This window comes from Sanguibacter sp. TS_SC_8, from assembly GCF_055361235.1.
The window spans coordinates 2,003,354-2,028,458 of record NZ_CM143955.1; the positions used below are offsets into that span (position 1 = coordinate 2,003,354).

The 25,105-nt window shown below is 66.2% G+C and carries 22 protein-coding genes and 3 pseudogenes; 20 read left to right on the top strand and 5 right to left on the bottom strand.

The annotated features are described in order from the left end of the window. Nucleotides 1-744: 744 nt before the first annotated feature. Nucleotides 745-1,380 (top strand): DUF6338 family protein, encoded by a 636-nt coding sequence (locus tag ACWA15_RS09090; RefSeq protein ID WP_464059307.1) that lies wholly within the window; start codon nt 745-747, stop codon nt 1,378-1,380. Between the two features lie 718 nt (nt 1,381-2,098). After that, nucleotides 2,099-3,325 carry a PIN domain-containing protein gene (locus ACWA15_RS09095; RefSeq protein ID WP_464059309.1) on the top strand — a complete coding sequence of 409 codons (1,227 nt, stop codon included), beginning with the start codon at nt 2,099-2,101 and terminating at the stop codon, nt 3,323-3,325. A gap of 636 nt (nt 3,326-3,961) precedes the next feature. Here ACWA15_RS09095 and ACWA15_RS09100 read toward each other — a convergent pair. From ACWA15_RS09100 to ACWA15_RS09115, 4 genes and pseudogenes are all read right to left on the bottom strand, one after another. After that, a complete protein-coding gene (locus ACWA15_RS09100) occupies nt 3,962-6,454 on the bottom strand; it encodes a helicase C-terminal domain-containing protein (RefSeq protein WP_464059311.1) in 2,493 nt (830 codons plus the stop codon). Nucleotides 6,455-6,667: 213 nt separating this feature from the next. Continuing rightward, nucleotides 6,668-6,823: pseudogene (locus ACWA15_RS09105) on the bottom strand (hypothetical protein); the annotation flags it as partial. Nucleotides 6,824-7,218: 395 nt separating this feature from the next. Beyond that, on the bottom strand, nt 7,219-8,598 hold the full coding sequence (locus tag ACWA15_RS09110; RefSeq protein WP_464059313.1) for a hypothetical protein: 1,380 nt from the start codon (nt 8,596-8,598) through the stop codon (nt 7,219-7,221). Beyond that, the gene (locus ACWA15_RS09115; RefSeq protein WP_464059314.1) at nt 8,595-8,990 is read right to left on the bottom strand and encodes a hypothetical protein; all 396 of its coding nucleotides are present in this window, start codon (nt 8,988-8,990) and stop codon (nt 8,595-8,597) included. The genes ACWA15_RS09110 and ACWA15_RS09115 overlap by 4 nt, the downstream gene beginning before the upstream one ends. A gap of 243 nt (nt 8,991-9,233) precedes the next feature. On the opposite strand from ACWA15_RS09115, the gene ACWA15_RS09120 reads away from it, so the two are divergent. Continuing rightward, nucleotides 9,234-10,112, top strand: a complete 879-nt coding sequence (locus tag ACWA15_RS09120) for a helicase associated domain-containing protein (protein ID WP_464059316.1) — start codon at nt 9,234-9,236, stop codon at nt 10,110-10,112. A 224-nt stretch (nt 10,113-10,336) separates the two neighbouring features. On the opposite strand, the gene ACWA15_RS09125 is transcribed toward ACWA15_RS09120, so the two are convergent. Then, complete coding sequence (locus ACWA15_RS09125; RefSeq protein WP_464059317.1) at nt 10,337-10,621, bottom strand: helix-turn-helix domain-containing protein; 285 nt, start codon at nt 10,619-10,621, stop codon at nt 10,337-10,339. Nucleotides 10,622-11,014: 393 nt separating this feature from the next. Between ACWA15_RS09125 and ACWA15_RS09130 the strand changes: the two are divergent. The 17 genes and pseudogenes from ACWA15_RS09130 (at nt 11,015) to ACWA15_RS09210 (ending at nt 25,002) form a co-directional block, all read left to right on the top strand. Continuing rightward, nucleotides 11,015-12,368: pseudogene (locus ACWA15_RS09130) on the top strand (IS30 family transposase). Nucleotides 12,369-12,375: 7 nt separating this feature from the next. Beyond that, nucleotides 12,376-12,688, top strand: a pseudogene (locus tag ACWA15_RS09135) (integrase core domain-containing protein); the annotation flags it as partial. 106 nt (nt 12,689-12,794) lie between these two features. Continuing rightward, nucleotides 12,795-12,971: a hypothetical protein gene (locus ACWA15_RS09140; RefSeq protein ID WP_464059318.1), complete on the top strand. Its 177-nt coding sequence runs from the start codon at nt 12,795-12,797 to the stop codon at nt 12,969-12,971. Next, nucleotides 12,968-13,462, top strand: a complete 495-nt coding sequence (locus ACWA15_RS09145) for a hypothetical protein (protein ID WP_464059320.1) — start codon at nt 12,968-12,970, stop codon at nt 13,460-13,462. The genes ACWA15_RS09140 and ACWA15_RS09145 overlap by 4 nt, the downstream gene beginning before the upstream one ends. Then, nucleotides 13,459-15,114, top strand: coding sequence for a hypothetical protein (locus tag ACWA15_RS09150; protein ID WP_464059322.1), 1,656 nt, complete (start codon nt 13,459-13,461; stop codon nt 15,112-15,114). Before ACWA15_RS09145 ends, ACWA15_RS09150 begins: the two co-directional genes overlap by 4 nt. Nucleotides 15,115-15,952: 838 nt before the next feature. After that, on the top strand, nt 15,953-16,840 hold the full coding sequence (locus tag ACWA15_RS09155) for a hypothetical protein (protein ID WP_464059323.1): 888 nt from the start codon (nt 15,953-15,955) through the stop codon (nt 16,838-16,840). 286 nt (nt 16,841-17,126) lie between these two features. After that, the gene (locus ACWA15_RS09160; RefSeq protein ID WP_464059324.1) at nt 17,127-17,756 is read left to right on the top strand and encodes a hypothetical protein; all 630 of its coding nucleotides are present in this window, start codon (nt 17,127-17,129) and stop codon (nt 17,754-17,756) included. Nucleotides 17,757-18,145: 389 nt separating this feature from the next. After that, nucleotides 18,146-18,661, top strand: a complete 516-nt coding sequence (locus ACWA15_RS09165; RefSeq protein ID WP_464059325.1) for a hypothetical protein — start codon at nt 18,146-18,148, stop codon at nt 18,659-18,661. A gap of 30 nt (nt 18,662-18,691) precedes the next feature. Then, complete coding sequence (locus tag ACWA15_RS09170) at nt 18,692-19,381, top strand: SAF domain-containing protein (protein WP_464059326.1); 690 nt, start codon at nt 18,692-18,694, stop codon at nt 19,379-19,381. Beyond that, nucleotides 19,378-20,154: a hypothetical protein gene (locus ACWA15_RS09175; RefSeq protein ID WP_464059328.1), complete on the top strand. Its 777-nt coding sequence runs from the start codon at nt 19,378-19,380 to the stop codon at nt 20,152-20,154. Before ACWA15_RS09170 ends, ACWA15_RS09175 begins: the two co-directional genes overlap by 4 nt. After that, nucleotides 20,151-21,605: a CpaF family protein gene (locus ACWA15_RS09180; protein ID WP_464059329.1), complete on the top strand. Its 1,455-nt coding sequence runs from the start codon at nt 20,151-20,153 to the stop codon at nt 21,603-21,605. Before ACWA15_RS09175 ends, ACWA15_RS09180 begins: the two co-directional genes overlap by 4 nt. Then, entirely contained in the window at nt 21,605-22,513 is a 909-nt protein-coding gene (locus tag ACWA15_RS09185) for a type II secretion system F family protein (protein WP_464059330.1), read from the top strand. The genes ACWA15_RS09180 and ACWA15_RS09185 overlap by 1 nt, the downstream gene beginning before the upstream one ends. After that, the gene (locus ACWA15_RS09190) at nt 22,510-23,424 is read left to right on the top strand and encodes a hypothetical protein (RefSeq protein ID WP_464059332.1); all 915 of its coding nucleotides are present in this window, start codon (nt 22,510-22,512) and stop codon (nt 23,422-23,424) included. Before ACWA15_RS09185 ends, ACWA15_RS09190 begins: the two co-directional genes overlap by 4 nt. A 38-nt stretch (nt 23,425-23,462) precedes the next feature. Continuing rightward, complete coding sequence (locus tag ACWA15_RS09195; RefSeq protein ID WP_464059333.1) at nt 23,463-23,672, top strand: hypothetical protein; 210 nt, start codon at nt 23,463-23,465, stop codon at nt 23,670-23,672. An 18-nt stretch (nt 23,673-23,690) separates the two neighbouring features. Beyond that, nucleotides 23,691-24,110 carry a TadE/TadG family type IV pilus assembly protein gene (locus ACWA15_RS09200; RefSeq protein WP_464059334.1) on the top strand — a complete coding sequence of 140 codons (420 nt, stop codon included), beginning with the start codon at nt 23,691-23,693 and terminating at the stop codon, nt 24,108-24,110. Next, on the top strand, nt 24,107-24,559 hold the full coding sequence (locus ACWA15_RS09205) for a TadE family protein (protein WP_464059335.1): 453 nt from the start codon (nt 24,107-24,109) through the stop codon (nt 24,557-24,559). The genes ACWA15_RS09200 and ACWA15_RS09205 overlap by 4 nt, the downstream gene beginning before the upstream one ends. Continuing rightward, a complete protein-coding gene (locus ACWA15_RS09210; protein WP_464059336.1) occupies nt 24,556-25,002 on the top strand; it encodes a pilus assembly protein TadG-related protein in 447 nt (148 codons plus the stop codon). The genes ACWA15_RS09205 and ACWA15_RS09210 overlap by 4 nt, the downstream gene beginning before the upstream one ends. Nucleotides 25,003-25,105 lie beyond the last annotated feature (103 nt).

The following is a 25,105-nucleotide window of genomic DNA, read 5'->3' on the forward strand; positions in this document are numbered from 1 at the left end:
TTGACGCCGTCTCTATACACCCGTCACACTCGAATCCGCACTTGGGTGCGCCCCGCATTCAAACCTGAGGAGATCTGCCACCCCGTTCCACTGCAGCACTGCCAAGACCTCCGTTGGCGTGCCTGGAATGGAGTGGGTATGGATCTCATGGATTGTCTGGCCGGCCCCCTCGCAGGGGCTTCGGTTCTCGCGATCATCTCCGTTGTCGGGAAGGTCTGCGGTCTCAGTCAGGTCATAGGACTCTGGGCAGACCACCTTGAGATGCGAGCCACCGCGCGCAGGATGCGGGCAGCGGGTGCCTCTGACAAGCAGATTGTCCGTTTCTATGCCAGGCACGCCGCGACCCGTGTTGGACGTTCGCCGTGACGGCTCGCGGGGAGTCAGCCCCTCTTGTTAGGGCCTGCGCACGAAGAGCGCCGGCGTAATCCCGAGGTTTGGGCGACTCGGTGCTCTCGAAAGGCATTCCGGCAGCACAAGGCCGCTAGGCGAACTCTCATCGGACACGAGTTTTCCGCGCTGGACAGCTATGTCCGTGGCGTGGGGGCGGTTACATCGGCCCCTGGGGCTGGGGTGACCAGCGTCGACACGGCAGAACCTTCGGCTGCAGTTGTGCTCACCCGGTCGCAGATCGAGCGGGTGAAGTCTTGTGCTGGTGCTCCTGAAGCTCGACGCGAGGTTTGATGGGGGTGCCTGAGTGAGCGATCATTTCGTGTGCCGTCAACCTTCCAAGCCCTGGTCATCGCCGTGTTTGCCATCCTCCCAGGAGCGTTCTACACCTGGGCCTTTGAACGCGAGGCCGGAGCCTGGGGGATAGGCCTGTCTGACCGTCTCGTTCGGTTCCTCGGAGCTTCTGCGGTCTTCGGCGTGTTGGCACTTCCTTTGCTCTACCAGGGGTACCGAGAGTTGGTGGTGTCGGGGCGAGTCGAAGATGGACGAGCGCTTCCCTGGTGGGTGTGGGCCGTACCGCCACTACTTGCCCTTCTTCCGGCACTCGCCGGGTTCCTCGTCGGAACAGGGGCGAACAGGAACTGGAAGTTGGTGCGTCCGATTGTCGGCCCCGCGCCGTATCCGCGCGGCTGGGACCAGCTCTTCCAGCAGCCGAACCTGGTCGGCTATGTGCGCCTGAGACTTAAAGACCAAACCTGGATCGTGGGCTACTGGGCATCAGAGACCGATGGGAACGGACTCCCAGGGAGCTATGCCGCGGGTTTCCCTCACCCTCAAGACCTCTACTTCGTGGACACGTGCGAAGTTGACCCGGTCACCGGTGTTCCGTCCGTCGACGGCAACGGTTTCCTGGTGCACACAGGCGTTGCGGCGCTCGTGAACTGGGACCAGGTCGCATACGCTGAGTTCATTCAAGCGGTACCAGCTCTCTGAGTGGAGAACGGCATGAGCGACAAGTCCAGCCCCACCGGGGGCCGCAAGGTCGGAGCGATCGAACGCAAGGGCGGATATGCTGCTGGCAAGCCAGCGAGCCCAGCTGCTCGTCCATCAGCCTCCTTTTCGCCTCGCCCCTCCGTACAGCGCCCGCCAACGTCTGGCAGTGCCAACCAACCTCGATGACGACGGTTCCTGGTGGTGAGCGTGGTGAGGCGCGCTCGACCGCCAGCAGTGCCGCGCTCGACCGCCAGCAGTGCCGCGCTCGACCGCCAGCAGTGCCGCGCTCGACCGCCAGCAGTGCCGCGCTTGACCGCCAGCAGTGCCGCGCTTGACCGCCAGCAGTGCCGCGCTCGACCGCCAGCAGTGCCGCGCTCGACCGCCAGTAGTGCCGCGTGGGCCTCGGAGCGCTGGACTAGGTGCGCCTGGACGATCCACACGAGCGACAGACGGAGAAGGTTGGGCCCGGTGACCGTGTGGCCGTCGACGCCTTGAACCTTGAGCCTGACCCAGGCGCCCAAGACGGCTAGTGCCGCAGCGATCGAGTGGGACAAACCAGAGCTGGTGTGGCATTCGCGCGACATGGCGAGCTCCCGGTGGTGGCACCACACCCATTGGAGTGGGCTGTACCTACCCAGGTGAGGAACTGCGAATAAGACGCACGATGCGTCCGCCGTGTCGCGGGCCGGCATGCGCCTCGGTCTGTCAGGGTTGCGGCGTGAAGAACACTTTTAGCCACCTCCTGCGCGACGATCCTGGCCTCGACGAGCGAGCAGTAAAGGAAGCGCTCGTCGTCTTGGACACTAATGTGCTGCTCGACTTCTATGGCCGGACTCCAGAGAACCGTGAGGCCCGGTTCAAGACTCTCGAGGAAGTGGGTGATCGGCTTCGGATCCCCTACCAGGTTGGGATTGAGTTTCATCGCAATCGGGTGAGCGAGACGCAGAAACTTCAGAAGGCCTACGCCGACGCTTTCGACGCCGTTTCGCGGATGGAGAACTCTCTCAAGAACTTCGGCAGCTCGAAGTACCAAGAGTCGCAGGCAGCCGTCGCGAGCGCTGGCTCCGCCTCTGCCGAGCGCCTGCGGGCGGAACTGACCAAGATCAAGGGTGGGGACCCCCACTCGATCGACGCTTTGGCCGATCCACTGCTTCGGCGGATCGAGGCGCTGCTCGAGGATCGCGTCCTCCCGCCACCAAGCGCTGGGAAGATACGCAAGCGGGTTCGTCGCTTCGTCACCTACCGACTGCCGTATCAAGTCCCTCCCGGCTACGCGGATGCCTCCAAGAAGTCCCCCATGCATGCCGCCGGGGACTACCTGCTGTGGGCCGAAATTCTCTCACTCGCCAAGCGTGAGGATCGTTCCGTCCTCCTCGTAAGCGACGACCGAAAAGGGGACTGGGTGCAGAAGGGGAGCTTGGCACATCCGGACCAGCCCAGGCCAGAGTTGCTCGCTGAGTTCAAGGAGTGCACCGTCGCCACCACCGCCTTTTACCACCAGATGACCCTCAAGACGTTTCTCGCTAAGGCCAACGAGTTCCTCGGGGTGGCGGTATCCGATGAGGTGCTGAAGGAGGAGCAAGAGATGCAAGAAGTCGCTCAGCGGGTGGCGAAGGGTGAGGCGTGGGTTCGCAGGAACCGCCACTTGATGCAAGTACCTGCACACTGGCTGGGCTCGTCGGCTGACGTGCATATGCGACGCGCGCTTGAGAAGTTAGTGCGCGACTCGATGCCGACGTTTCAGGGCACCCCAAGCGACCTCTTGTTCCTCGGTGCAATGGGAAACGCGACGGACCTGGCAGAAGAGGAGGCAATGTTGCTTGCCGACGAACTGGGGGACAGTGACGACCATGAGTACGACGATCATGAGCACGATGAGTTCGAGCGCGTCGAGCGTGAGCCCGACGATCCGGACAATGAAGAGAGCTTCGACGAGACGCATTAGCGCATTCGGCGAGGCCCCTCGTCGCGGCTACTTGCCAGTGTTGTTGCCGCCATCAGCGGGCGAGATCAGCCGAGAGCAAGTCGTCGACGAGCTCGCGCTAGTAGTACGTGACGGGCGACAGGCTTGACGGACCGCTCGACGACGTCAATGGCGAGGTTCCCGGATCTTTCGACCTCGTGCACCGGGCAGCGCGCACGGGGCTACCTGCCCGAAGACGTCTACGGCATGATCCTCGACCGCTACAACGACGAAATCGACACCGCGCTGATGGCGGCCGACACCACTGCGACCTGGGCCAGGTGCTTCAGGGGCAAAGAGGCTCTACCTTTGAATCTCTGGGAGCCTAACTCCGTGAAAGGGCTGGATCGGTGGGGTCGCCGGTGGACGCGTTCGGACGATTTATTGCCGTCTACCTGCGGCGACATCGAGCCGGACCGCCCTCACGGTTAACTTCCAGGCCGCCTGGGATGTGGTCGGCCTCGAGACGGTCTGGATGAGGGCACCAGACTCCTCCATGAAGTCCTCGAACGTGGACCTGATAGGGACCTGCTCGAGCTTCTCGACCGTCCTGCCCACGACCCTAGACACACGGCGTCCACCGCCATGGCTTGTACGTCTTCGGGCCTCTGGCGCTGGTCACTTGCCGCTTCGCGCCTCAACCGCGTAGCGGCTCAAGAGGTGCTGCGCCGTCAGCCCGTGGTGGGCAAGCAAGGTGCCTACCCTCTTCGGGTCACGGAACGTATCGCTGTCGGAGAGCGCCGTCGCGAACTGGTCTAGGGCATCACGCAGAAGGAATAGCTTCTCTGTCGTCACAACGACGCACCGTTGTGGGATCGCAGCCTTTGAATCGAAGGACGCCCAAGGGTGGATCAGAACGGGGGTTCCAGAGGTCATGGGGTACTGGTCTCGAAACCAGTCCATAGAATTGGACAGCTGCTTCGCATCGTCCTTGACGACGGGATGCTCCATAGCACCGCTCTTTGCCTCGATGACAAGGAAGGTATTGTCGTTCAACGCCCACAGGTTGTCCGGCCCTCGCCCAATCTCGTGTTCTGGTCGCTGTCCGGCAAATCCGAGGTGTGAAGCGAGGTCGTCCATCGCTGCCTCGAACTGTCTGGTACGCGGTCCAAATGCTAGGTCTCCGAGCAACGCGTTGAAGCCCAGGCGGAGTCCGGCTCCCGTTCGGTACCGGTTCTGATACCACGCTGATGCTCCGGCACCTTGCTCCTGGACCGGAGTTCCGAGTTTCGCGTAGTCGACACCCGTCGAGGGTCGCAGGAGTGAACGGTTCAACTCATTCGCAGCGCGCTGCGTCTCCTGGGCCGTGACCGGGTTGAGAGAGTGCTGGTACGTCGCGGTCTCTTGGAGGAGCTGTCCTCGAACCACCCGATCCTGGCTTGCGTCGAGTGCCACCTGCAGGGCAGTCACCGCGTCCCCGTGCCGACCATGAGAGGCGCTGTTGAACGCGGCCCGCCGTTGGGTGGTGACAAGGTCAACCTCCTTGCTCTCGTAGCGCAGGGTGGCGAGACGCGAGCGACTCGCGGTGATCCACCCCTTGTCACGATTCAGGACCTGCTGGATGACTGACAGCAGTTCAGGTACGCCATTTCCCTTGATCGTCTGCGCGATCTCACGAGAAAGCTTCATCTGCGCTCGAGTGGCCGGAGAGAGGGCATCTTCGGCACCTGGACGCAGGAGTCGTTCAATCATCCGCGCACCCATGAGTAGGACAACACTGTGGTCGTCGTTGGAACGCACTGCACGACCCATGCCCTGCTCGATGCGTTGAATCTGATTGCGCAAGAGCGCGTCTGACCCGGCAAGTTCTGCCTCCCCAAGACGGTCAATCGCTCCCAAGGATTCCGGCAAGCCGTCGATGACAAGCACATGACAGGAGTCCCCTGGGAGGTCGACTCCGTCGTAGCGGTTCACGAGCGCGACCAACCCAAGTCGCGGGTTGGAGCGCAACTGCTCGATCCCCTCCTTGATCGAGTCCTTGTCGAAGACGCGGGCGCCCAGCTTCTCCCAGATCTCCGAACGCGCCTTGCTGGGCACGATCACGACGACGTTTCGCTTCGCGGCGAGGCCGACGACCAGGTCACGAATATCGTTATCTGACGCCTCTGGGACGATCTCCTGAGGGATTACGACTAGCCGATCCCCTATGTCACCGGCGTTGGCTGGCGTGATTGGCCGCGCGATCGTGTTCGGGTCGGCATTGAAGTCCCTCACGAGCACGCTGTCGTCTGCCAGGGTCGCAGTCAGGTAGACGCGGCGCTTCGCCCCAGCGAACCCAGTCAGAACGTCGATCGGCAGGTGGTCGGGAGCGATTTCGACTGCTTCGGAGGCGAAAGCCGCGCGACACATTGGCAGCACGTCAACGATCAACGGCCAGACGAAGGAGTAGGGGGTGGACTCTGTGAGGGGATGGATGATCCTGAGCACATCGCGTTGGCGGTCTTGCCACGCCCAGTACGGCACGCGAAGGAGCGCTGACCGACGTCCCGCACGGATGTCCAAGAGCGAGTTCTGGCTCTGTTGGTCGAGAACATCTGCGAACAGTTCGAGGAGCTCGAAGTATGCGTTCGTGCCCGACGGCAGGCGCAACCGGAACGCGTCCTCGGCCTTCGCCAGGCACGCGTGGGCGTCGTCGACAACGACGGTGCCCAGGCCATACCGCGCTGCCTTGTGAGAGGTACCTCCGACACCGAAAACGGACATCCCGTTGACGAGGCGCTGGAAGACATCTACGAGGATCGCCTTCTGGTGCTGGTATTCATACGATGCTGGATCGTCGGTCACGGGGATGCCCAGCGCTGCAGCCTCGTTGCGAACTTGCTCAGCGAGGTAGTGGTCTGGAACGAGGTAGGCGACGGGCCCTGATTCCTCAGCGAGTGAACACTGTGCGATCAAGAGGCCCACGACGGTCTTACCACCGCCGGTATTCAGCTTGACAACGAGGTCGCTCTCTGAGCGGCGGGCGTCCCACTGATCGAGGACCTGGTCCTGCGGGCCTCGAAGGTACTCGTATCCAGGTACTCGAGGTAGTGCGGCGAAGACGTCACGGGGATGGCGCACCTCATTGGTAGGCACATCAGCCTGTTCAAACACGCTGAAGTCAACTGGCATTATCGCTCCCGCTCCATCGAATCACCGAGCTATGCCCGGGCGGGCCGCACGGACTCTGGGCATCAAGATAGTGGTTCGGGACCGCTTGGAACAGGACACTTCGGCCCCACATACACCGGGCCCGCGAAATGTCGCGGGCCTCAAACGAACGGGGGCCTAACTTCACCCGGGATCGACCTTGATGCGCCCTGAGCGATTCTTCAGGACGTGCGGTCATTTCGTCAGGATCGGTTGGTCTACTGTGCCTATGACGGTTGCCTGGTCGACCCACCGGGCGCGGACGCTGAATGCGACCAGTTGCTCGAGTGCGATGTGCTCGTCAGTGACCTGCGTGCCCTGGTACATGCCGGGGTTGCGGATCGCGGCATCGAGTCCTTCGGTGAACGATCGAGCGCCGCGGTGGAGGTTCTTGTAGGTGTCGCTCCTGCAATGGTGAGTCGTCCCATAACCTCAGCGTGTCGTAACCCTTGGGTTACAGGACCTAGACGGCTCTCGTCGTTCTCGGGAGGCGATGCCGATCAGTGCTCTCACCATCTCGGCTCAGTCGTCGGCTGCCATCAGTTGCTGCCGGACGGCGGGCGCGGTGCAACCAGGGTCCCGCAGTTGAAGCGAGCGACGAGCGGGAGATGAACCACGTGTCGCGCGAGGACGACGCCGAGTGGTGCCATGGCCATGCCGAGTCCCGTTCGTTCTTCACTGAGGCGGCCGCGGTCCACTCCGTCGACCAAGGTGTCCGTAGACCCGCGGAGACAGAGCAGAAGAGGTTAGAAGGCTCTCGGTGCCGGCTCCGCGTTTTGCGAAGCGGTTGGTGTCACTGCTGGGTTGCGCTCGAGGGGCCCATTGCGTACTCGCATCAGGGCGGTGTAGTGATCGGAGATCTGCGCGGCGTGATGCTCGGGGAGTGCGGTGTAGCCGCCGGCTAGTTTGGCTGCTGCGGCGGTGCTGTCCTGGCTGAGGTCGTCGCGGCTGAGTTCTCGGGCTGGTAGGAAGAGCTGATTCGACCGGGCCAGGGCGTTGAACGTGCGTGTGTTCCATGCCGTGATGTCGCCCATAAGGGAAAGTACCCCGTTGACTGCCTGCTTCGTCCGCTGCTGACGTGCTGTGACGTGTCCGCCTGGGGCGGGCGTGCTGTGGAGGTCGGCGTACTGAGCCAGGAGAGTCGCTGCGCGGGAGATGCCCTTGCCGCCGAGGGAGTCGCGGGGGTCGATGCTGCGCACGGGGTACAGCGTGGCCGCGAGGTCTCTCCACGCGGCGGCCCGGTGCATGAGGACGTCAACGACGTGCTGGTGGTCCTCGCCCGGCACGGGCAGGTCAGTGCCTGCGTAGAACTGAGCAGCGCGCACGTGGACTGCGAGGCCGAGGGCGGCGAAGCGTTGCAGCGGTGCGATTTCGTAGCTCGGGGTCGCAACGAGTTCCCAGGCCCGTTGGCGCAGTGCGCGCATGTTGTCGGTGAGCTCGACGAGCGGGTCGAAGGTCCGCACTACGGGGTGGATCGGCCCGGTGCTGTCGAGACGGCGCGAGGGCACCGGTACGCCAAGGGTGAGCGCTGTGGCGGCGTCGTGCATCTCATCGAGGCCGGTCATGATCGTGCGCACAGCAGCCCATGGGACACCGGCCTGTCCTGCGCGGAGGGCGAGCCGGTCTCGGCCGCCTAGGACGGTGGTCGTCATGGTCGCGGCACGCTTCAGGCCCGCCAGTCGGACGTCTTGGTCGACGAAGAGGGCGGCGCTAGCGGAGAGCGGTTGGAATGTGCCGGTGGTGTTGTCGGCGTGCATGAGGAGCAGGTCCGTGGCTCCGCGTACGCAGCGGGCGGCTGCCGACCACGGCTGCGTGGGGTCGAGCGTGACGGGCTGGGCGGTGCGGGACTGGGTGTCGAGGTAGGTGCGGATGTCTTCGCTCAGGTGCAGGGAGGCGATCTCGCGCACGTCGGTCGTTGTGCTGGACCTGAGGCCCTCGTGCCGTCCGGTCCCCAGAAGCACCTGGCTGTGCTTGGCGAGGGCATCCAGGATCTGGTGGAACGCAACGATGGTAGCGCGCGCTTGGGGGAGGGTGTCGAAGGGCGCGACGGCCAGGGAGGTGGTGGCGCGGGTGAGGTGGACGGTGGCGGTGTTCATGAGGTCGCCGACGGTGGGGTGGCTGTTCATCGCGTCGAACCGCGGCCTAGGTAGTGCCCCGGGCCCAAGCCGAGTGCTGTGCTGAGCGTCGGGTCGATCTGGAGTCCGCGGGCGGTGGCTGCTGCGACCAGGTCGGTGATCAGCGCCTTGACGGCGTTCTGCTCGTGGTCGGCGACCATGCCGACTGTGATCGGTGGGCGTTGGGTCATGAGATCGGGGTAGATCCATTCGATCTCGCCTTGGACTTGGCGGATGTCCATCGCCAGCATCGTGACCCCTGCGGCTTCGGTCAGTGGGAGGGCGAGGGCGAGGTTCATGGCGGCTTGGCCGGCGACGGCGAGTAGGGTCCAGATCCCTCGGCTTGTGGTCTCGGTGGTCGTGAGGAGCCTTTGGGCTTCCTCGATCCACGTGTGCGTCGTCATCACGGTCTCCTCACAGTCGATGCTTGCGTGGTCATCTCACCTTCACGGTGCCTCTGTCGTAGCGTGCGAACGGAGCTCCCGGGTGTGGATGGACCCCTCACTTCAAGGAGTGTGCGTTTGCTCGCGGGACACCTCTCGAAGGCACCGTCGTCCGCTGACCGGCAGGTTGGTGGCTCGGGCCCTACGATCGGCGAGTGAAAGCAAAATGGCCCGTGGGCGTGTGAGTCCCGCGTGGGACCAGCCGTGAGCCGCGCGCTTGGCCTGCCCGAGACCCGCGAGAGCCGGTGGCTGTCCAAAGCCCATGCGCTTGCTGCCTATCGTGCGGAGACCAGCACGTGGCCGCCCGCGTCCTCGCCTCACCGCGAGACCAGGTTGCTTGGTCAGTGGCTCGGCCAGCAGCGCAAGGCAGCGAAGGCTGAGGTGATCACATCGGAGCGCCGAGCCCACCTGGATGCCACGGCCCCCGGATGGTCTGACGCTCGCACTCCCGCGTGGATCACCCAGGCTGAGGCGACGCTCGCGTTCCACGTGGCAACGGGGCACTGGCCGTCGACGGCGACGCAGGATCCAGGCGAGAGGCAACTTGGAGAGTGGCTCAGCCATCAGAGATCCCTCGCCAAGACCGGCTCGCTAGAGCTCACGCCGCAGCGCCGAGCTCACCTGGACGCTGCGGCTCCCGAGTGGGCGGATCCACGCGGCGATGCGTGGGGCGCTGCGGCCGCCGCGCTGGTGGCTCATCGATTGGCTGCCGGTCGGTGGCCATCCCAAGTGGGTGATACCCGGGCCGAGCGCCAACTAGCAATGTGGTTCAAACGTCAGCGATCGGCCGCAGCGAGCGGCAATTCCTGCCTGACCCCTGCACGCCGGGCGCACCTGGACCTGGTGGCCCCGGGGTGGCTCGAGCCTATGGGGGAGCCGTGGACAGCCAATGCCGATGCCGTATCCGCGCACCGTGCCCAGACTGGGCACTGGCCTTCGCTCCGGTCGGTCGACGCTGCTGAACGCAAGCTCGGCCGGTGGCTGGTCAATCAGCGCCAGCACGCCCGGAACGGGGCCAAGCGCTTCGGGCCCGAGCGTCAGGCCTACTTGGATGAGGTGGCGCCCGGCTGGGCACTGGCATAGCGGCGTGCCGGTGGAGCCACGGGGGAGCTGTCTGGCACCCCAGCCACCAGTTTGGGATATGAACTCACGGACTCTCGAGCGGATCAACAGCACGAGCCCTGCCGCGGAGCGACTGTTCTTTGCTCATGCCGGGATAGGCCAACACGGGTGCTCGTGGAGAACGAGAACGCAGTCGACTCGTTTCACGGTCACCGCCCCAGCCCCAGCCCCATGACGAACGGTCGTCAGTCCCCCTGCTCCCGGAGTGACTCGACGAACCGGGTGAGGGCTTCGGGGGTGATCTTTCGCAGGGTGTGGACGTGGACGGATTCGATCTCGCGGGTGGCGATCATTTGGTAGAGCAGTGCGCGGCTGATTCCGAGGCGGCGTGCGGCTTCGGGGACGGTCAGGAGGACTTGGTCGTCGGGTTGGATATTGATGGTGACGACCTCGGCTCCCCGGTGGGCAGGCCGCGCCCGCGGGGCGGTCTCGGGGGTGACGAGGCGGAGTGTGGACTTGCTGGTAATCATGAGGACCTCCGTGGAATGAACATGGTGAGACCACTGTCCGCACGGCATATAGACGCGGCGATGACGCTGGGGTCCGACGCCGCGATGAGGTTCAGCGTCATCGGTGCGTCATCACCGTGACGATCGGCTGGCGGTGATGACGAGCGTGCGTCATCCGCCCGTCATGAGGTGGTTGACCAGCGACGACAGAGTGCGTCATCGGTGGGTCTATATGACGCGGTGAGCGTGAGTGGTGTTCCGACGACACCTGGAGGTACTCATGGGCGGATTCAACTGATCGTCGCAACACCTCGATCACGGAGGTGTGCGATGGGACGTGGCAGGCAGCAGAGGCCCGAGCCTTGTTCGGGCGCGCGGCGGCAGTGGGCGGCCGATCGGGCGTTGAGGCCAGCGATGCGTTCACCGGGCCGGCCTGAGCCGTCTCGAGCGGTGCAGCGCGATTTCTGGCGGCGGATTGCGTCGGGCGTGACGACGGTCGAGGCCGCGGAAGCGGTGGGTGTGTCGTGGCCGGTCGGGTCTCGTTGGTTCCGTCACGCTGGCGGCATGCCGCCGATCAGCCTGGCCGAGCCCACGGGCCGCTACCTGTCGTTCGCCGAGCGTGAGGAGATCGCGTTGCTGCACGCTCAGGAGGTCGGGGTGCGCGCGATCGCCCGCTGGATTGGACGCGCCCCGGGAACGATCTCACGCGAACTTCGCCGCAACGCGGCAACCAGGGGCGGCACGCAGGTCTACCGCGCCCTGGTGGCGCAGTGGAAGGCGCAGCAGCCGCGAAGCTCCCGAAGACCGCGAAGCTCGTGGGCAACGACAGGTTGCGTGACTACGTGCAAGACAGGCTCGCCGGAAGCGTGTGCCGACCCGATGGCACGGTCGTCACCGGCCCTGAGCCACCAGCGTGGAAGGGGCTGAACAAACCGCACCGCCAGGACCGCCGTTGGGCATCGGCGTGGAGCCCGGAACAGATCTCCCACCGCCTCAGGGTCGACTTCCCCGATGATCAGTCCATGCGTATCAGCCATGAGGCGATCTACCAGTCGCTGTTCATCGAGGGGCGCGGCGCGCTCAAGAGGGAACTGGTCGCATGCTTGCGCACCGGCCGGGCACTGCGGGAACCTCGGGCGCGGTCGCGGAACAAGCCGCAGGGGCATGTCACCGCGGATGTCGTCCTCTCCGAGCGGCCCGCCGGGGCCGCCGACCGCACGCTCGGCGGGCACTGGGAAGGAGATTTGATCATCGGGACGGGACGGGCCGGTCCGCGATCGGCACGCTCGTCGAACGCAGCAGCCGCTCCACGATCCTGGTGCATCTGCCGCGATTGGAGGGCTGGGGCGAGAAGCCACCCGTGAAGAATGGTCCATCGCTGGGCGGCTACGGCGCCATTGCGATGAACGCCGCGCTCACAGCGTCGGTGGCGCGCCTGCCCGAGCAACTGCGAAAGACCCTCACCTGGGACCGCGGCAAGGAACTCTCCGGGCACGCCCAGTTCAACCTCGACACCGGCACGAAGGTGTTCTTCGCCGACCCGCACTCGCCGTGGCAGCGGCCGACGAATGAGAACACGAACGGGCTACTCCGGCAGTACTTTCCGAAGGGCACCGACTTATCTCGTTGGTCTGCCGAGGACCTCGAAGCCGTCCCCTCGGCGCTCAACAACAGGCCCCGCAAGATCCTCGGCTGGAAGACTCCCGCCGAGGTGTTCGACGAGCAACTACGCTCGCTTCAACAGCCCGGTGTTGCGTCGACCGATTGAACTCGCCCAGTACACCTCGATCAAGCTCACCGAGCACCTCGCCCTGGAGGACATTCGCCCCTCCATCGGGACCGTGGGCGACTGCCTACGACAACGCCCTGGCGGAGACGATCAACGGGCTCTACAAGGCCGAATGCATCCGCACCACAGTCTTCCAGAGCGGCCCCTACAAGACCATCGCCGACGTCGAATACGCGACCGCCGGATGGGTCGACTGGTACAACAACCGGCGCCTGCACGGCAGTCTGGGCAACGTCCCACCCATCGAGTACGAGCACATCCACTACGCTTCACTCACCGAGCAGTTTCAACCCGCATAGAAGCGGCACGAAACCTGGGGCGCTTCACGTCCACAACGAACGTCGAAGAGCTCACCTACCCGCAGCGGCGTCGTCGACCAGGGCCGCTGGACCGAAAGGAGCAGCGTTGGCGAAGTTTCAGCAGTTCCCATGCGGCACCGAGGAGTGCACCGAGATAGTGACGTGGGATGGTCCGGTGCGTACGGTGGTCGCTGCGATGCCGAACACTCGTGACGGCGGCTTCAGCGTCTACCTGATTTGCGAGCAGGGACACGTCGGCAAGTACACGGTGAAGGCCTCATGATCGAGCCGGCGGAGACTGGTTTCGGCAGTTCCGTGTCGGGTGACGCGGTCGCGACCGAGTACCGTTTGCGGCTCGCTAAGGCCTACGTCGACGACGCGACCTGGATCGAGCTCGGCAAGTCGACCCTCACCGGGACCGGCCCGGCGCTGACAGCGGCGGGCAGCACGCTCGGCACGGCTGCCGGGTGGTTCTGGACGCTCTACTCGACCGCCGTCGTCGTGGGTGGTGCGCTCGTCGTGCCGACTGGCCTTGCGCCGCGATTTCTGCTCGCCTTGCCGGTCGTGACCATTCTCGCAGCCTACCTTTTCGCGCTCGCCGCCCAAATGCCGAACATGCTCAACGTGGATCTGCGCTCGCCGGAGGAAATCCGAGAGGGACTGGCGAGATCGGTCCGAGTGAAGATCCGTTGGATTCGTGCGTGCACGGCAGCGCTGATGGTCTCGGCTATCCTGATTGCCGCCGGGCTAGTGCTGAGCGTTCCCTCCCAGTGAGCAACGGTCTCGGCCGGGGGTGGCTGTATTTCCCAGACGGCACTCACGACGCGTGGTTCGACTACGCAACCTGCATCGTCGGTATCAATGAGCCTCGTCTGCCGGAGTTCGACGTCGAGGTGGTCGGCGAGCGCGTTCACTTAGCATCGCAACATGTCGCAGCCATTCACGAGAGTGTCCATGTGCTTCAGGCCGCGGCGCTGCCGTGGATGATGCATTTCTGTTTGTCCTGGCGCAAGCACGTTTTGGACGTCCGCGCCGAGCAGATGCCGAACGGGCTCAAGTGGGGGACTCTCGGCGGCCTTCTCAAAATCCTCTCGCCCCACCACGCTCAGGAGACCAAAGAGCTCCTTGCACTGCTCGATGGCACGGGCGAAGCGGGATTCTCAGTGCTCGACCTGCTCGAATCTCACGCGCTGTACGGGCAGCTGAGCGTCCTCGGACAGAACACCACCAAGGATCTTTCCTTCTACTTCCACCACAACGGCACCCAGCCACGATATCGGTTCGCCTACGATTGGACTCGTGCCCACCTCGGCGACGAACAGGCCCTCGCCGGGTTTGGGGCAATCGTCGCGAGTGCGTTCTGCTTCTACCGGCCGGCTGCCGTGTTCGAGGAGTTAGTCAAACACCTCACAGCGTTCGCGCTCACCCCGGGGGTTCAGTTGAGCATTCCGGCGCTGACCGACGCAGCCCGAGCACATGGCTTCGAGGATGAGTTCTTCGGCCTGCCAAGCGACGTGGCCGCCGAGTTTTCGCGCGCTGGCGACCTTCCGTCCGCGCTGCAGAGCAGAATAGTGCTCCAGGTCGCGGACGACAATGCCAGCACCGTCGAAAGCCTTATCGCGACTCGGGATGGCCTCGTCCATGCGGTGCTTTCGATGCGCCCGACGACTCTCTATCAACCGGACGAAGAGAACGGGTCAGGCGTCGTGCTCGGCCCGACAATGTCTTTCTATGAAACGGTCGGGTGGGGGCCGGGTGATACCCCTTACGGGCTCGACTTCAAGGCATACCAAAGTGAACGCTTCATCATGGGCATCTCGCAGCGACTCATCGCGACTTACTCAAGCTCACGGCCTGTCGATGTGCATCCCCGTTTCCGCTGGCTGGCCGGGCTCAGCTGGCGAGAGCACCAAATCGACTTCCCAGCGGACGTCGATTCTGACGACCCCACGGAGAACGTCAAGCTCGCGGCGTCTGTGATGTCTGAGTTGCCGCTCAATGCACTCGGCGACGGCTCTAAGAGCACAGAGACAACGATGCAAATTCTCGGGCGCTTCCGGCTTCTGTTTCAGATCGACACACCGTTGGAGGCGTGGCAGTACCCGTGGGTGCGCGGCGTCATCAGGGCGTTCGAACAACTCAGCCCGGCCTATCCGCTGCTCTTGACCTCGGACCAGACCGTGCTGTGGTTCGGGTCATTGAGTGACCTCGAAGCTGTCTCCGCTGGCGGTCTGGAGGTCAGCCACCGGTCCGCCGAGGATGCGTTAATCCGCTATCTCGCCGCCGTCAAGCATCTCGAAGGGCAGGCTCAGTGCGATTTCTCGCCACTCGTGCAGCGCACTCTCGGCATCTGGTTCAGCGCGGAGATACGGGAGCCGTCGCCGTGGCGCGGGGCGCCCAGCGGCCTCGAACCTGCCTCCGAGTGACTCGCCAGGTAAAGCGTGTTGCTAGAGACGGGTCAGGATTTGAGGATTGCGGCGTCTCGGCACGCCCCGTCAATCACGATGACGCAAGCGGAGCCTGGCCCGCTCTCCCGGACACCGAGTCTGAGGCGATGATCACCTCGGGAGATGAGTCCTGGATGCCTGCCGCCAAGCCGCCGCAGTTCCGACGTCGAGCAGTTGAACTGGCCCGTAGTGGTCGGAACCCGGTCGCCAAGATCGCGAAGGACTGGCGAAGGTAGCGTCAGGCGTGTCGAGGTCTTCCCGATGGGCTGTGTGAGATCTCCCATCCTCGGAAGACCTCGACCCCTACCCGGACACCGACGCGCCTCCCTCTACACCCTCAACTGCGATGAGCCAAGCGCTTCGGGCCCGAGCGTCAGGCCTACTTGGATGAGGTGGCGCCCGGCTGGGCACTGGCATAGCGGCGTACCGGTGGGGCCACGGCCCCATGACGAACGGTCGTCAGTCCCTTTGCTCCCGCAGTGACTCGACGAAGCGTGTCAGTGCTTCGGGGGTGACGAGGCTGAGTGTGGACTCTCTGGTGATCATGAGGACCTCCGTGGAATGAACTTGGTGAGACCACTGTCCGCACGGCATATCGACGCGGTGATGACGCTGGGGTCCGACGCCGCGATGAGGTTCAGCGTCATCGCCTCCGTCATCGGTGCGTCATCACTGTGACGATCGCCTGGTGGTGATGACGAGCGTGCGTCATCCGCCCGTCATGAGGTGGTTGACCAGCGACGACAGAGTGCGTCATCGGTGGGTCTATATGACGCGGTGAGCGTGAGTGGTGTTCCGACGACACCTGGAGGTACTCATGTCCACCACGACGACGACGACAAAACCCATGGCGATCCCTGACGCACCTCACCGAGGCCGATCCCCGGCGCGCGAACTGCACGACAACGACGCCCTGTTGGCTGACCTGGTCCGTATCGACGCGGAAGGGTGGAACGGCCCGACGGCCACCCGAGTCCTCGCCGATGTCCGCTCGACGATGGTGCGGTCGATGGTCGCAGCGCTCGGCCTTCACGGCGTCGAGGCGAGTCAGGCGGAGGCCTCCGCGTGGGAGGCGGCGTGGGAGGAGTTGGCCGCTCCTCGGATCCGCCAGGCGGAGAGTCCCTGGGGTGTCTTGGCCCGGGTGATCCGCCGTGCGGTGGCGACCGAGATGGTCACGGCGCGGTACTCCACGACGGCGAGCAAGGCGTGGAAGCTGGCGCACTCACCTGATGGGGTGGCCTTCGCCCGGCCGGTGGCCTTTGACGCCAGCGTCCACGACGCCGTAGCCCGCGGCGGCGCAGAGGCTGGTGACCTCGGCGACGAGATCATCGACCGCGAGCTGCAGCGGTGCGTGCTGGTTGGGATCGGGCAGATCCTCATCGGTGCCGGGTGGATCAGTGAGGATGCCCAGCGGCTGACCCTCGCGTTGCTCAGTTTCGACCCCGGCCGCCCGGACGAGCGGGCCACGATGTGCAGCTGGCGCAGGCTGGCACTGCATGCGGGGATCCCGCAGTGGCAGGCGCACCGGGTTCTGGCGGTGGTGCGCGGAACGCCTGAGCACGAGGGCCTCTTCGATCGGGCCCTACGCGGCGATCTGAGTGTCGATGACGACCCGGTGTTGGTCAAGGCGCTGGCCTCTACTGTGCTCCAGTCCCGCCGGCCGCCCACGGCACTCTATGAGCCGCCGAGGTCCCGGGCTGCATGAGCGGGGTGTCGCCACGGAGGGGGAACTGAAGGTGTTGAGGTCAGCATCCACAAGGCCTGGGACATCGACTAAATCCACAAGTCCGTTCCGAGGACTGCCATGTCCCGCTCTCGATGGCATACCTGAGGTTATGAACAGTCCAGACCATGGTGCCCGGCGCGGGTGCCTCGAGGATGAACCTCTCGGGTATCGCAATCCGCGCATGAGGTGTGCAATGAACTCAGCGGTCCAACCCAGGGGGTACCGCTGGGTCAGCGTCGATCCGGATGGGAGCGGGTGGTCGCCCGTGCGACACCGACAGAAGAACGCAGGAATCAAGGTCGCCGCGCTCGCGGCGACCTTGGCGTCGGCGCTCGTCGCCTGCGGGGGAGGTGCGGCGTCGCCCACACCGACCGCGACGACGTCGAGCTCACCGTCCGCAACGGCGACGACAGAACCGGCCACCCCACTTCCGACGACCACCGATCTGCTGTCGCCGCCGACCCCGAGCATCGACCCGGTGATCGCGCAGGCGACCGCAGACATCCTTGTGACGTATCAAGCGTGGTGGGACGCGTGGGTTCGGTACATGGCAGATCCCACGAACGAGCCCCCGGAGTTGAGCCACAACTCCCAAGACAAAGCCCTCAGTGCGGTCCGCGACGCAGCGGACGTCTATGCGTTCAATGGGATCGTCAACACCGGTTCGCCGGTGATCTCTCCGTCGGTGACCGACGTCTCCTTCGAGGCGAGTGGGTCGGCAACTATCCGCGACTGCGTCGATGTCACCAACTGGCAGCCGGTCTACGCCGCGACCGGGGAGTCCGCACTGGCTTCCGAGCAGACCACGCGCGTTCTGGTCGTCTCTACGGCGTTCATCTATGCCGACCGATGGGTGATCGGCGACGCGACCATGGACCGGGAGTCATCGTGCTGAGGCGGATGAGCGTCACGGCGCTGCTGACGATCACGCTGCTGTATGTCGCTGGCCCGAGCTTGGCACAGGTCATTGAAGGTGTGGACTGTCCTGTCTTGGTGCCCTACTGCGTCGTGACCGCCGATCAGCCCGGTACCCCTGGGACGCCAGCTCCATCGGCGTCTGGCTCCACAGGCACCGGGTGCGTAGTGCCGAACTCCACGCGCTCGGTGCCGTGCTCGAGCGACCTGTGGGGATCATTCAGCAACGCTGACGGCTGCTACTACCTACAGATCGACCGGCCGCCGGCGGCGAGCCACCCGGTCTGGGGCGGGCTGAGCCCAGAGGGCCGGAGTGTCTACCAGCGTGAGTGCCTGCTGGCGAGTGGCGGTTCGAGCAACCTGGGGTGGGTGGCGCTCGACGACGCAGTTGTCGCGACGGTGATCACCGTGACCCCGGCGCAGGTGGCCCTGCAGGCCATCGCGCAGATGACTCTGCTCGGCCCCGACATTGCGATGGCACCACCGACTGACGCTCTCGGGCTCGTGGGGATCCCGGTCTGGATGTGGACCGACGCGACGACGGCGACCTGGGGGCCGGTCACCGCGACCGCGTCGGTGACCGGGGTATCGGTAACCGCGACGGCGAACGCTTCCAAGATCGTCTGGGATATGGGTGACGGGCACGCCGTCACCTGCCGCGGCCCCGGCACCCCCTACGGCGGTGGCGCGTTCACCGACTCTCCCGACTGCGGATACGTCTACCCGCGCTCCTCCGCAGGCCAACCCGGCGACGCCTATACCGTCACGGCCACGACGACCTGGGCCATCACCTGGGCCGGCGGCGGACAGTCCGGGACGTTGACGACCACCCGGGATTCGACGACGCAGCTGCAGATCGGTGAGCTGCAAGTCCTCAACCAGTAACGCATCCGCAGCATCCGAAAGGAGAACGCGATGACCACCACCAGACGCACCCCCGGCCCGATGCCGAAGACGGCCACAGCGCGGCCGGGCGCCTTGTCCGCGCCGGCGCTCGCTGTCCCGCAGGGCCGGCGCCGCCCCGGCCTGCTGGCACTGGGCATCGCACTGACTGCGCTGGGCGCCCTGGTCGCAGCCTGGCTCGTCACCGGCGCCAGCGACCGAACCAGCGTCATCGTCCTAGCCCATGACGTCGCTTACGGCGAGGTGATCACCCAGGCGGACCTGTCCGTCACCGACGTCGCAGTCGACCCCACGGTCACCACGGTCCCCGCAGCAGACGCCGCGAACCTGGTGGGCCTGGTCGCAACGACCAGCCTCCTCGCAGGAACCCTCCTGAACCCAGGACACCTGACCGCGCAGATGCCCCCCGGCGACGGCCAGGTCCTCGTCCCACTCGCGCTCGCAGCCAACCGCCTCCCAGTCGGCGGCCTCCACGCCGGTGACACCCTGCTTGTGGTCGCCACACCCCAACCTGGCCAGGAGGTGGTCGCGACGGCCACCGAGACCACGCAGGTGATGGTTGTACGGGTGGGCGCGGCTGACCTGAACGGGGTGAGCGTGATCGACGTCGTCGTCGACGCGGACGCCGGCCCAGCGCTCGCGGCGCTCTCGGCGAGCGGTGACATCGCCGTCGTCCTCCAACCGGCGGGAGGACAGTCATGACGCTCATCGCCCTGTGCTCGGCGAACGGCGCACCCGGGGTCACTACCGCCGCACTGGCACTGGCCTGGGCATGGCCTCTTGATGGTGGACGTAGCTCTCTCGTGGTCGACGCGGACCCTGCCGGGTCGGGGATCCTGCCCGGGTACCTGCAGGCCGCCATCCCCGCAGGAGGGGGAGTGCTCACCCTCGCCGCACGACGTGGCCCACTGACCGGTGATGACCTGCTCGGTGAGGCACTGGCACTGGACTCCACCGGCACCCGTCTCCTGCTGGCGGGGATCAGCAACCCGACCCAGGGGACGTCCCTGGGTGGCCTGTGGCCGCGGCTCGTCTCGGCGGCCCGCGACCTTGACCCCGCCGGCGTCGACGTCTTCGCCGACGTCGGTCGCCTGGGACACCGCTACGAACCAGCACCGGTGCTCGACGGGGCTGACGTCGTCCTGCTGGTGCTGCGCCCTACCCTCACCGGGGTCGTCGCTGCGCGGGCCGCGCTGGCGGCGTTGCGGGAGTCTCGTGGTCCGGTGCGGCGGACGACCGCGCTGCTGGTCGGCGATGGGGCGCCTTACGGTGCGGGTGAGGTGGCCCGTGCGCTCGAGGTGGACGACCTGCTGGTGCTGGCCGCGGACCGCGGTGCGGCGAGTGTGCTCTCCGGCGGCGGGGTGACCGGGTGGCGGTTTGACCGGTCCTCCCTCATGCGGTCCGCCGCGGCCGTGGCTGGCGGTATCCGCAGCCAGCTGGCGGGCACTCGCTTGCCGGAGGGAACGCGATCATGACCATCGACCTGCGCACAGAGCATCCCTCGGTCCCTGGCAGTGCGGACCCGGCGAGCCTGGATGGGGTCATCCCACCGGAGTCCACCCGGTATGACGCTGTGGCCGCTGATCATGGGCTCGTGCGTGAGGTGCGCAGGGCTGTCTCTGAGCAGCTCGCGGAGCGGCTCCAGCAGGATCCGGTGGCCGACCCGAGTGCGCGTCGTGAGCTGTGCCGGGCGTTGCTCGCCGAAGACCTCTCACGCCGGGCCCGCGCATTGGTGCGCGCGGGGCAGCGCCCGTGGCCGGTGGATCAGGAGATGGCGATCGCCCAGTCGGTGATGGCGGCGTTGTTCGGGATGGGCCGGTTGCAGCCGCTTATCGATGACCCGGATGTGGAGAACATCGAGGTTGATGGATGCGACCAGGTGTGGATTTCCTACGCGGATGGCCGCGATGAACGTGGCCCCGCGGTGGCCGAGTCCGACGCCGAGCTGATCGAACAGCTCCAGTTGTTGGCAGCGCGCACCGGGTCCGCTGAACGCACCTTCTCCTCCGCCAACCCCCGCCTCCACCTGCGCCTCGATGACGGGTCTCGCCTTGCGGCGATGGCGTGGACGACGCCGCGCCCCTACGTCGTCATCCGCCGCCACCGCGTGCGGGACGTGAACCTCGCGGACATGGTGCGCCTGGGGACACTCGACACGGCGCTGGCGGCGTTCTTGGGTGCGGGGTTGCGGGCAGGGAAGAACATCGTGGTCACGGGCCTGCAGAACGTGGGCAAGACGACGTTGGTGCGGGCGCTGGCGAGTGAGTTCGATCCGACGGAACGTTTCGCGACCATCGAGAAGGAGTACGAGCTGCACCTGCACTCCCTGCCCGAGCGTCACCCCCGCGTGGTGCCGATGGAGGCGCGGGAGGGGTCGAGTGAGAAGGACGCGCACGGTGACCGGGCTGGTGAGGTGACGCTGCGGGACCTGGTGACTGACGCACTGCGGATGAACTTGCGGCGGATCATCGTGGGGGAGGTGCGCGGTGAGGAGATCTTGCCGATGCTCGACGCGATGAGCACTGGTGACGGGTCGATGTGCACCCTGCACGCCCGCACCGCCCACCACGCGATCGACCGGGCAGTCACGCTGTGCCTGGCGTCGGGGAACTCCATGACCGACGCCTTCGCCTACCGCCTGGTCGCCGGGTCGGTGGACCTCGTGGTGCACCTGACGATGGTGGACCGGTCAGCCTCTGGCGGACCCAAGCACCGGTTCGTCTCCCACGTCCTGGAGCTCAACGGCCTCGGTGATGGATCACGCCCGGTGACCACCACCGTGTTCGGGCCCGGCGCGGACGGGCGCGCGGTGCCGCTGCACCGCCCGGCATTCCTGGAGGACTACACCGACGCCGGGTTCGACCCAGCCTTCCTCGACCACAAGGGCGGCACATGGACCCGGCCCCTCGACCTCGGGGAGCGGTGATGAGCCAGCTGATCGCCGCACTCGCCGGAGCGCTCATCGTGGGCGGACTCCTCGTCGCCCTCGCCGGCCTGCGCAGGACGACGGCACCTCGGGCGTCATGGCGCCGCTTCACCGCGGGGGCGCTGCGGACTGGGCCGGGTCGTGGCGGCGGGAGCCGTCGTGATGTGCGGCGGTGGCGCTGGTACATCGCCGCCGGAGCCGGGATGACGGGTTGGTTGGTGACCGGGTGGCCGGTCGTCGGGCTCATCGCCACCACCTCGGTGCGGGGTCTGCCGGTCCTGTTGGGCACGGCCAAGGTGCAGAGTCGGGCGATTGCCCGGGTGGAGGCGTTGGAGGAGTGGACCCGGCGCCTGTCGGACATCCTCATCGCCGGGATCGGCCTGGAACAGGCGATCACCTCGACGCTGCGCATCTGCCCGCCCCCGATCGCCGGCGAAGTGGGCGGGTTGGCGGCGCGGTTCGCGGCCCGCTGGTCGACCGAGGACGCGCTGCGGGCTTTCGCCGACGACCTGGACGACGCGTCCGGGGACCTCATCGTCAGCGCCCTGATTCTTAACTCTCGACGGCGTGGCCCCGGGATCGCCCGGATCCTGGTCGCGGTGGCCGACGCCGTCGCTGAGGACGTGAGCGTGCGCCGCAAGATCGAGGCTGAACGGGCCAAGCCGAGGGCGACGGCCAAAGCCATCACGATCATCACCTTCGCTGTCGTCGGGGTGGGCGCGCTCAACGGGACGTACCTGGAGCCCTACGGTGACCCGCTGGGTCAGCTGGTGCTGGCACTGATCACCGTGGCGTTCATCGGGTGCTTGGCATGGATGAGGGCGCTGACGATCTCACCACCGGCGCCTCGGTTCATTGCACGCCAACCCGCCGCAGTTCCCGTCGTGGGGGAGGTGGCAGGGCGATGAACGGATGGATGGTTCTGGTGGCAGGGGCGATGGTCGGGCTCGGTGTCGCGACGATCGCGGCGGCCTTGGTACCGAACCGGCCCAGCCTGCGCGCCGCGTTGAGCCGCCTGGACGCCGGACCCCAAGACACCTCTCAAGCACCCCGAGTCGCGTCGACGGGGAGGTTCGTTGTGCCGGCGCGGGTGGATGCGGTGCAAGACCGGTACCTACCGCGGATCGCCGAGGGGTTGGGGTTGCAGCGGTTCGCCACTGACCTGCGGGTCGTGGGCTGGACTCCGGAAGATCTCGCCTTGCGCAAGATCGGCTACGCCACCCTCGGCGTCGCGTTCCCCACCGTCTTCGCCCTCCTGCTGGCCCTCGTAGGCGTGCAAGTCCCGGTGGCCGCTCCCACGGTCGTTGCCCTGGTGCTGGGAGCGGGGCTGTTCTTCGTCCCGGAACTGGACGTGCGACGTCGGGCACATGAGGAACGCGAAGACATGCGCCGCGCCGCGTGCGTGTACCTCGAGCTCGTCGCGCTGGAGCGGGCGGCCGACGCGGGCACGACCGAGGCCCTAGACCGGGCGGCGAGCATCGGCGATTCACGCTCGTTCACCCGGATCCGCGAGGCCCTGCTGCGCGCCGAACTGTCCCGCGTGCCGGCCTGGTATGGGCTCAGTGAACTCTCCGACGCCATGGGCGTGCCCGAGCTGGGGGACCTGGCCGACATCATGCACCTGTCCGGGGCCGACGGTGCCGCCGTCTACGCGACCCTGCGCGCTCGCGCCGCGTCCTTGCGCACCCAGCTGCTGACTAGCGCAACGGCGAAAGCCAACGCCGCCTCCGAGCACATGGTCGTACCCGTGGCCCTGCTCGGGGTGGCGTTCATGGCCCTGGTGGGCTACCCCGCCTTCATCCGCATCCTCATCGGATAACCGCACGTCACCGCGAAACACCTTGGAAGGAGAAGACGATGAACCTCTACGCAGCACTCACCCTGGTCAGCGCATACATGACCGCCACCCGCTCCACCATCCACCGGCGCCTCCACGCAGGCGGCGGCGAAGCCGGGGCCACGACCCTGGAGGTCGTGATGATCACCCTGGGCCTGATCGCCGTCGCCACACTCTTCGTGGTCGCGATCACCGCCGCCGTCCAACGACGCGTCGACCAGATCAACTAACCCGGCGCAAGGGCTGCTATGACCTGGGTGAAGAGCATCCGCCGGAGGCTGGTCTCTGGTAGGTCCGAGCGCGGGTCGACGAGCCTGGAACTGACCATTCTGTTCCCGGTTCTGCTGCTCCTGGTGTTCGCGCTGGTGCAGTTTGGCCTCTGGTTCCACGCCCGCGGACTCGCCCTCGCCGCCGCGCAAGAAGGCGTCAGCGCCGCGCGCCTCTACCAGGCGACACCAGGGGCTGGGGTTGACCGCGCGACGGCGTTCCTCGTGGCCCACGGCTCTGACACACTGCTCGAGGCCCAGGTCAACGATGGTTCATCGGCGGTGCGGGTCCGGATCGAAGTCACCGGGCGAGCCCTGTCTGTGCTCCCCGGTGTTTCTGGGCTGGCGGTGTCCCAGCACGCGGAGGGGCCCGTTGAGCGGTTCATTGGGGGGACGCCATGAGCCGGCTCGCCGATCGCATCGCCTCGGCGTGCGGGGATGGTGAGCGGGGGAGCGCGACCCTCGAGCTGGCCATCATCACCCCAGCACTGCTCCTCCTCCTGGGAGGGATCGTCATGGCCGGGCGGGTCGACCTCGCGGCGGGGACGGTCGAGCATGCGGCCGCCTCGGCAGCACGCGAGGCAACACTGGCCCGCGACCCCGCCTCAGCCGTCGCCGCGGCGAGGAGCACAGCCGCGGCGGATCTCACCGCCCAAGGGGTCACGTGCGCATCGAGTTCCGTTGACGTCGACGCTGCGGGCTTCGCGGCTGCGCTGGGGGAGCCGGCGACCGTCACAGTCACGGTGTCCTGCACCGTCGCCCTGAGTGACCTGGCGGTCCCCGGACTGCCCGGGTCCCGGACGATGACTGCGTCGGCGACCTCGACCCTTGATCGGTACCGATCACGATGACCAGCCAGCGGCGCCTGCGCGTCCAATGGGGAGACGAGACCGGGTCGGTCTCCGTCTTCGTGGCCATCACCGCAATCGGCCTGATGATCCTCGCCGGCCTCATCGCCGACGGTGGCGCCAAGCTCCGCGGCACCCAACGCGCCGAATCCATCGCCGCCGAAGCCGCCCGCGCTGGGGGACAAGCGATCGACACCCGCGCTATCGCCCACGGACAGGACCTGAGCATCGACGTCGAGCAAGCCGTCCGCGCCGCACAGACCTACCTGACCAGCGTGGGCGTCGACGGCACGGTAGACGTCAGCGACGACGGGAAGCGGATCCAGGTCCACGTCACCAGCCACTCCCGGACGGTGTTCCTGTCCCTGATCGGCATCAGCACTCTCAGCGCGAACGGCAACGCCGCCGCGGTCCTCGTGCACTCAACGACAGGGGAAGGGCCATGAACCAGCACCCCGATCGCCAGACGACGAGAGCTCGTGACCGGCTCCACGCCGGCCTCGCGCTCCTGGTCCTGCTCGCCCTCGTTGTGGGGCTTCCGTTCGCCTT

Bases quoted from the DNA above. Each gene is read 5' to 3' on its own strand.
- ACWA15_RS09100 (WP_464059311.1), bottom strand. From the start codon at position 6,454: ATGCCAGTTGACTTCAGCGTGTTTGAACAGGCTGATGTGCCTACCAAT.
- ACWA15_RS09110 (WP_464059313.1), bottom strand. From the start codon at position 8,598: ATGAACAGCCACCCCACCGTCGGCGACCTCATGAACACCGCCACCGTC.
- ACWA15_RS09115 (WP_464059314.1), bottom strand. From the start codon at position 8,990: ATGACGACGCACACGTGGATCGAGGAAGCCCAAAGGCTCCTCACGACC.
- ACWA15_RS09125 (WP_464059317.1), bottom strand. From the start codon at position 10,621: ATGATTACCAGCAAGTCCACACTCCGCCTCGTCACCCCCGAGACCGCC.
- ACWA15_RS09145 (WP_464059320.1), top strand. From the start codon at position 12,968: ATGATCGAGCCGGCGGAGACTGGTTTCGGCAGTTCCGTGTCGGGTGAC.
- ACWA15_RS09155 (WP_464059323.1), top strand. From the start codon at position 15,953: ATGTCCACCACGACGACGACGACAAAACCCATGGCGATCCCTGACGCA.
- ACWA15_RS09170 (WP_464059326.1), top strand. From the start codon at position 18,692: ATGACCACCACCAGACGCACCCCCGGCCCGATGCCGAAGACGGCCACA.
- ACWA15_RS09175 (WP_464059328.1), top strand. From the start codon at position 19,378: ATGACGCTCATCGCCCTGTGCTCGGCGAACGGCGCACCCGGGGTCACT.
- ACWA15_RS09180 (WP_464059329.1), top strand. From the start codon at position 20,151: ATGACCATCGACCTGCGCACAGAGCATCCCTCGGTCCCTGGCAGTGCG.
- ACWA15_RS09185 (WP_464059330.1), top strand. From the start codon at position 21,605: ATGAGCCAGCTGATCGCCGCACTCGCCGGAGCGCTCATCGTGGGCGGA.
- ACWA15_RS09190 (WP_464059332.1), top strand. From the start codon at position 22,510: ATGAACGGATGGATGGTTCTGGTGGCAGGGGCGATGGTCGGGCTCGGT.
- ACWA15_RS09195 (WP_464059333.1), top strand. From the start codon at position 23,463: ATGAACCTCTACGCAGCACTCACCCTGGTCAGCGCATACATGACCGCC.
- ACWA15_RS09200 (WP_464059334.1), top strand. From the start codon at position 23,691: ATGACCTGGGTGAAGAGCATCCGCCGGAGGCTGGTCTCTGGTAGGTCC.
- ACWA15_RS09205 (WP_464059335.1), top strand. From the start codon at position 24,107: ATGAGCCGGCTCGCCGATCGCATCGCCTCGGCGTGCGGGGATGGTGAG.
- ACWA15_RS09210 (WP_464059336.1), top strand. From the start codon at position 24,556: ATGACCAGCCAGCGGCGCCTGCGCGTCCAATGGGGAGACGAGACCGGG.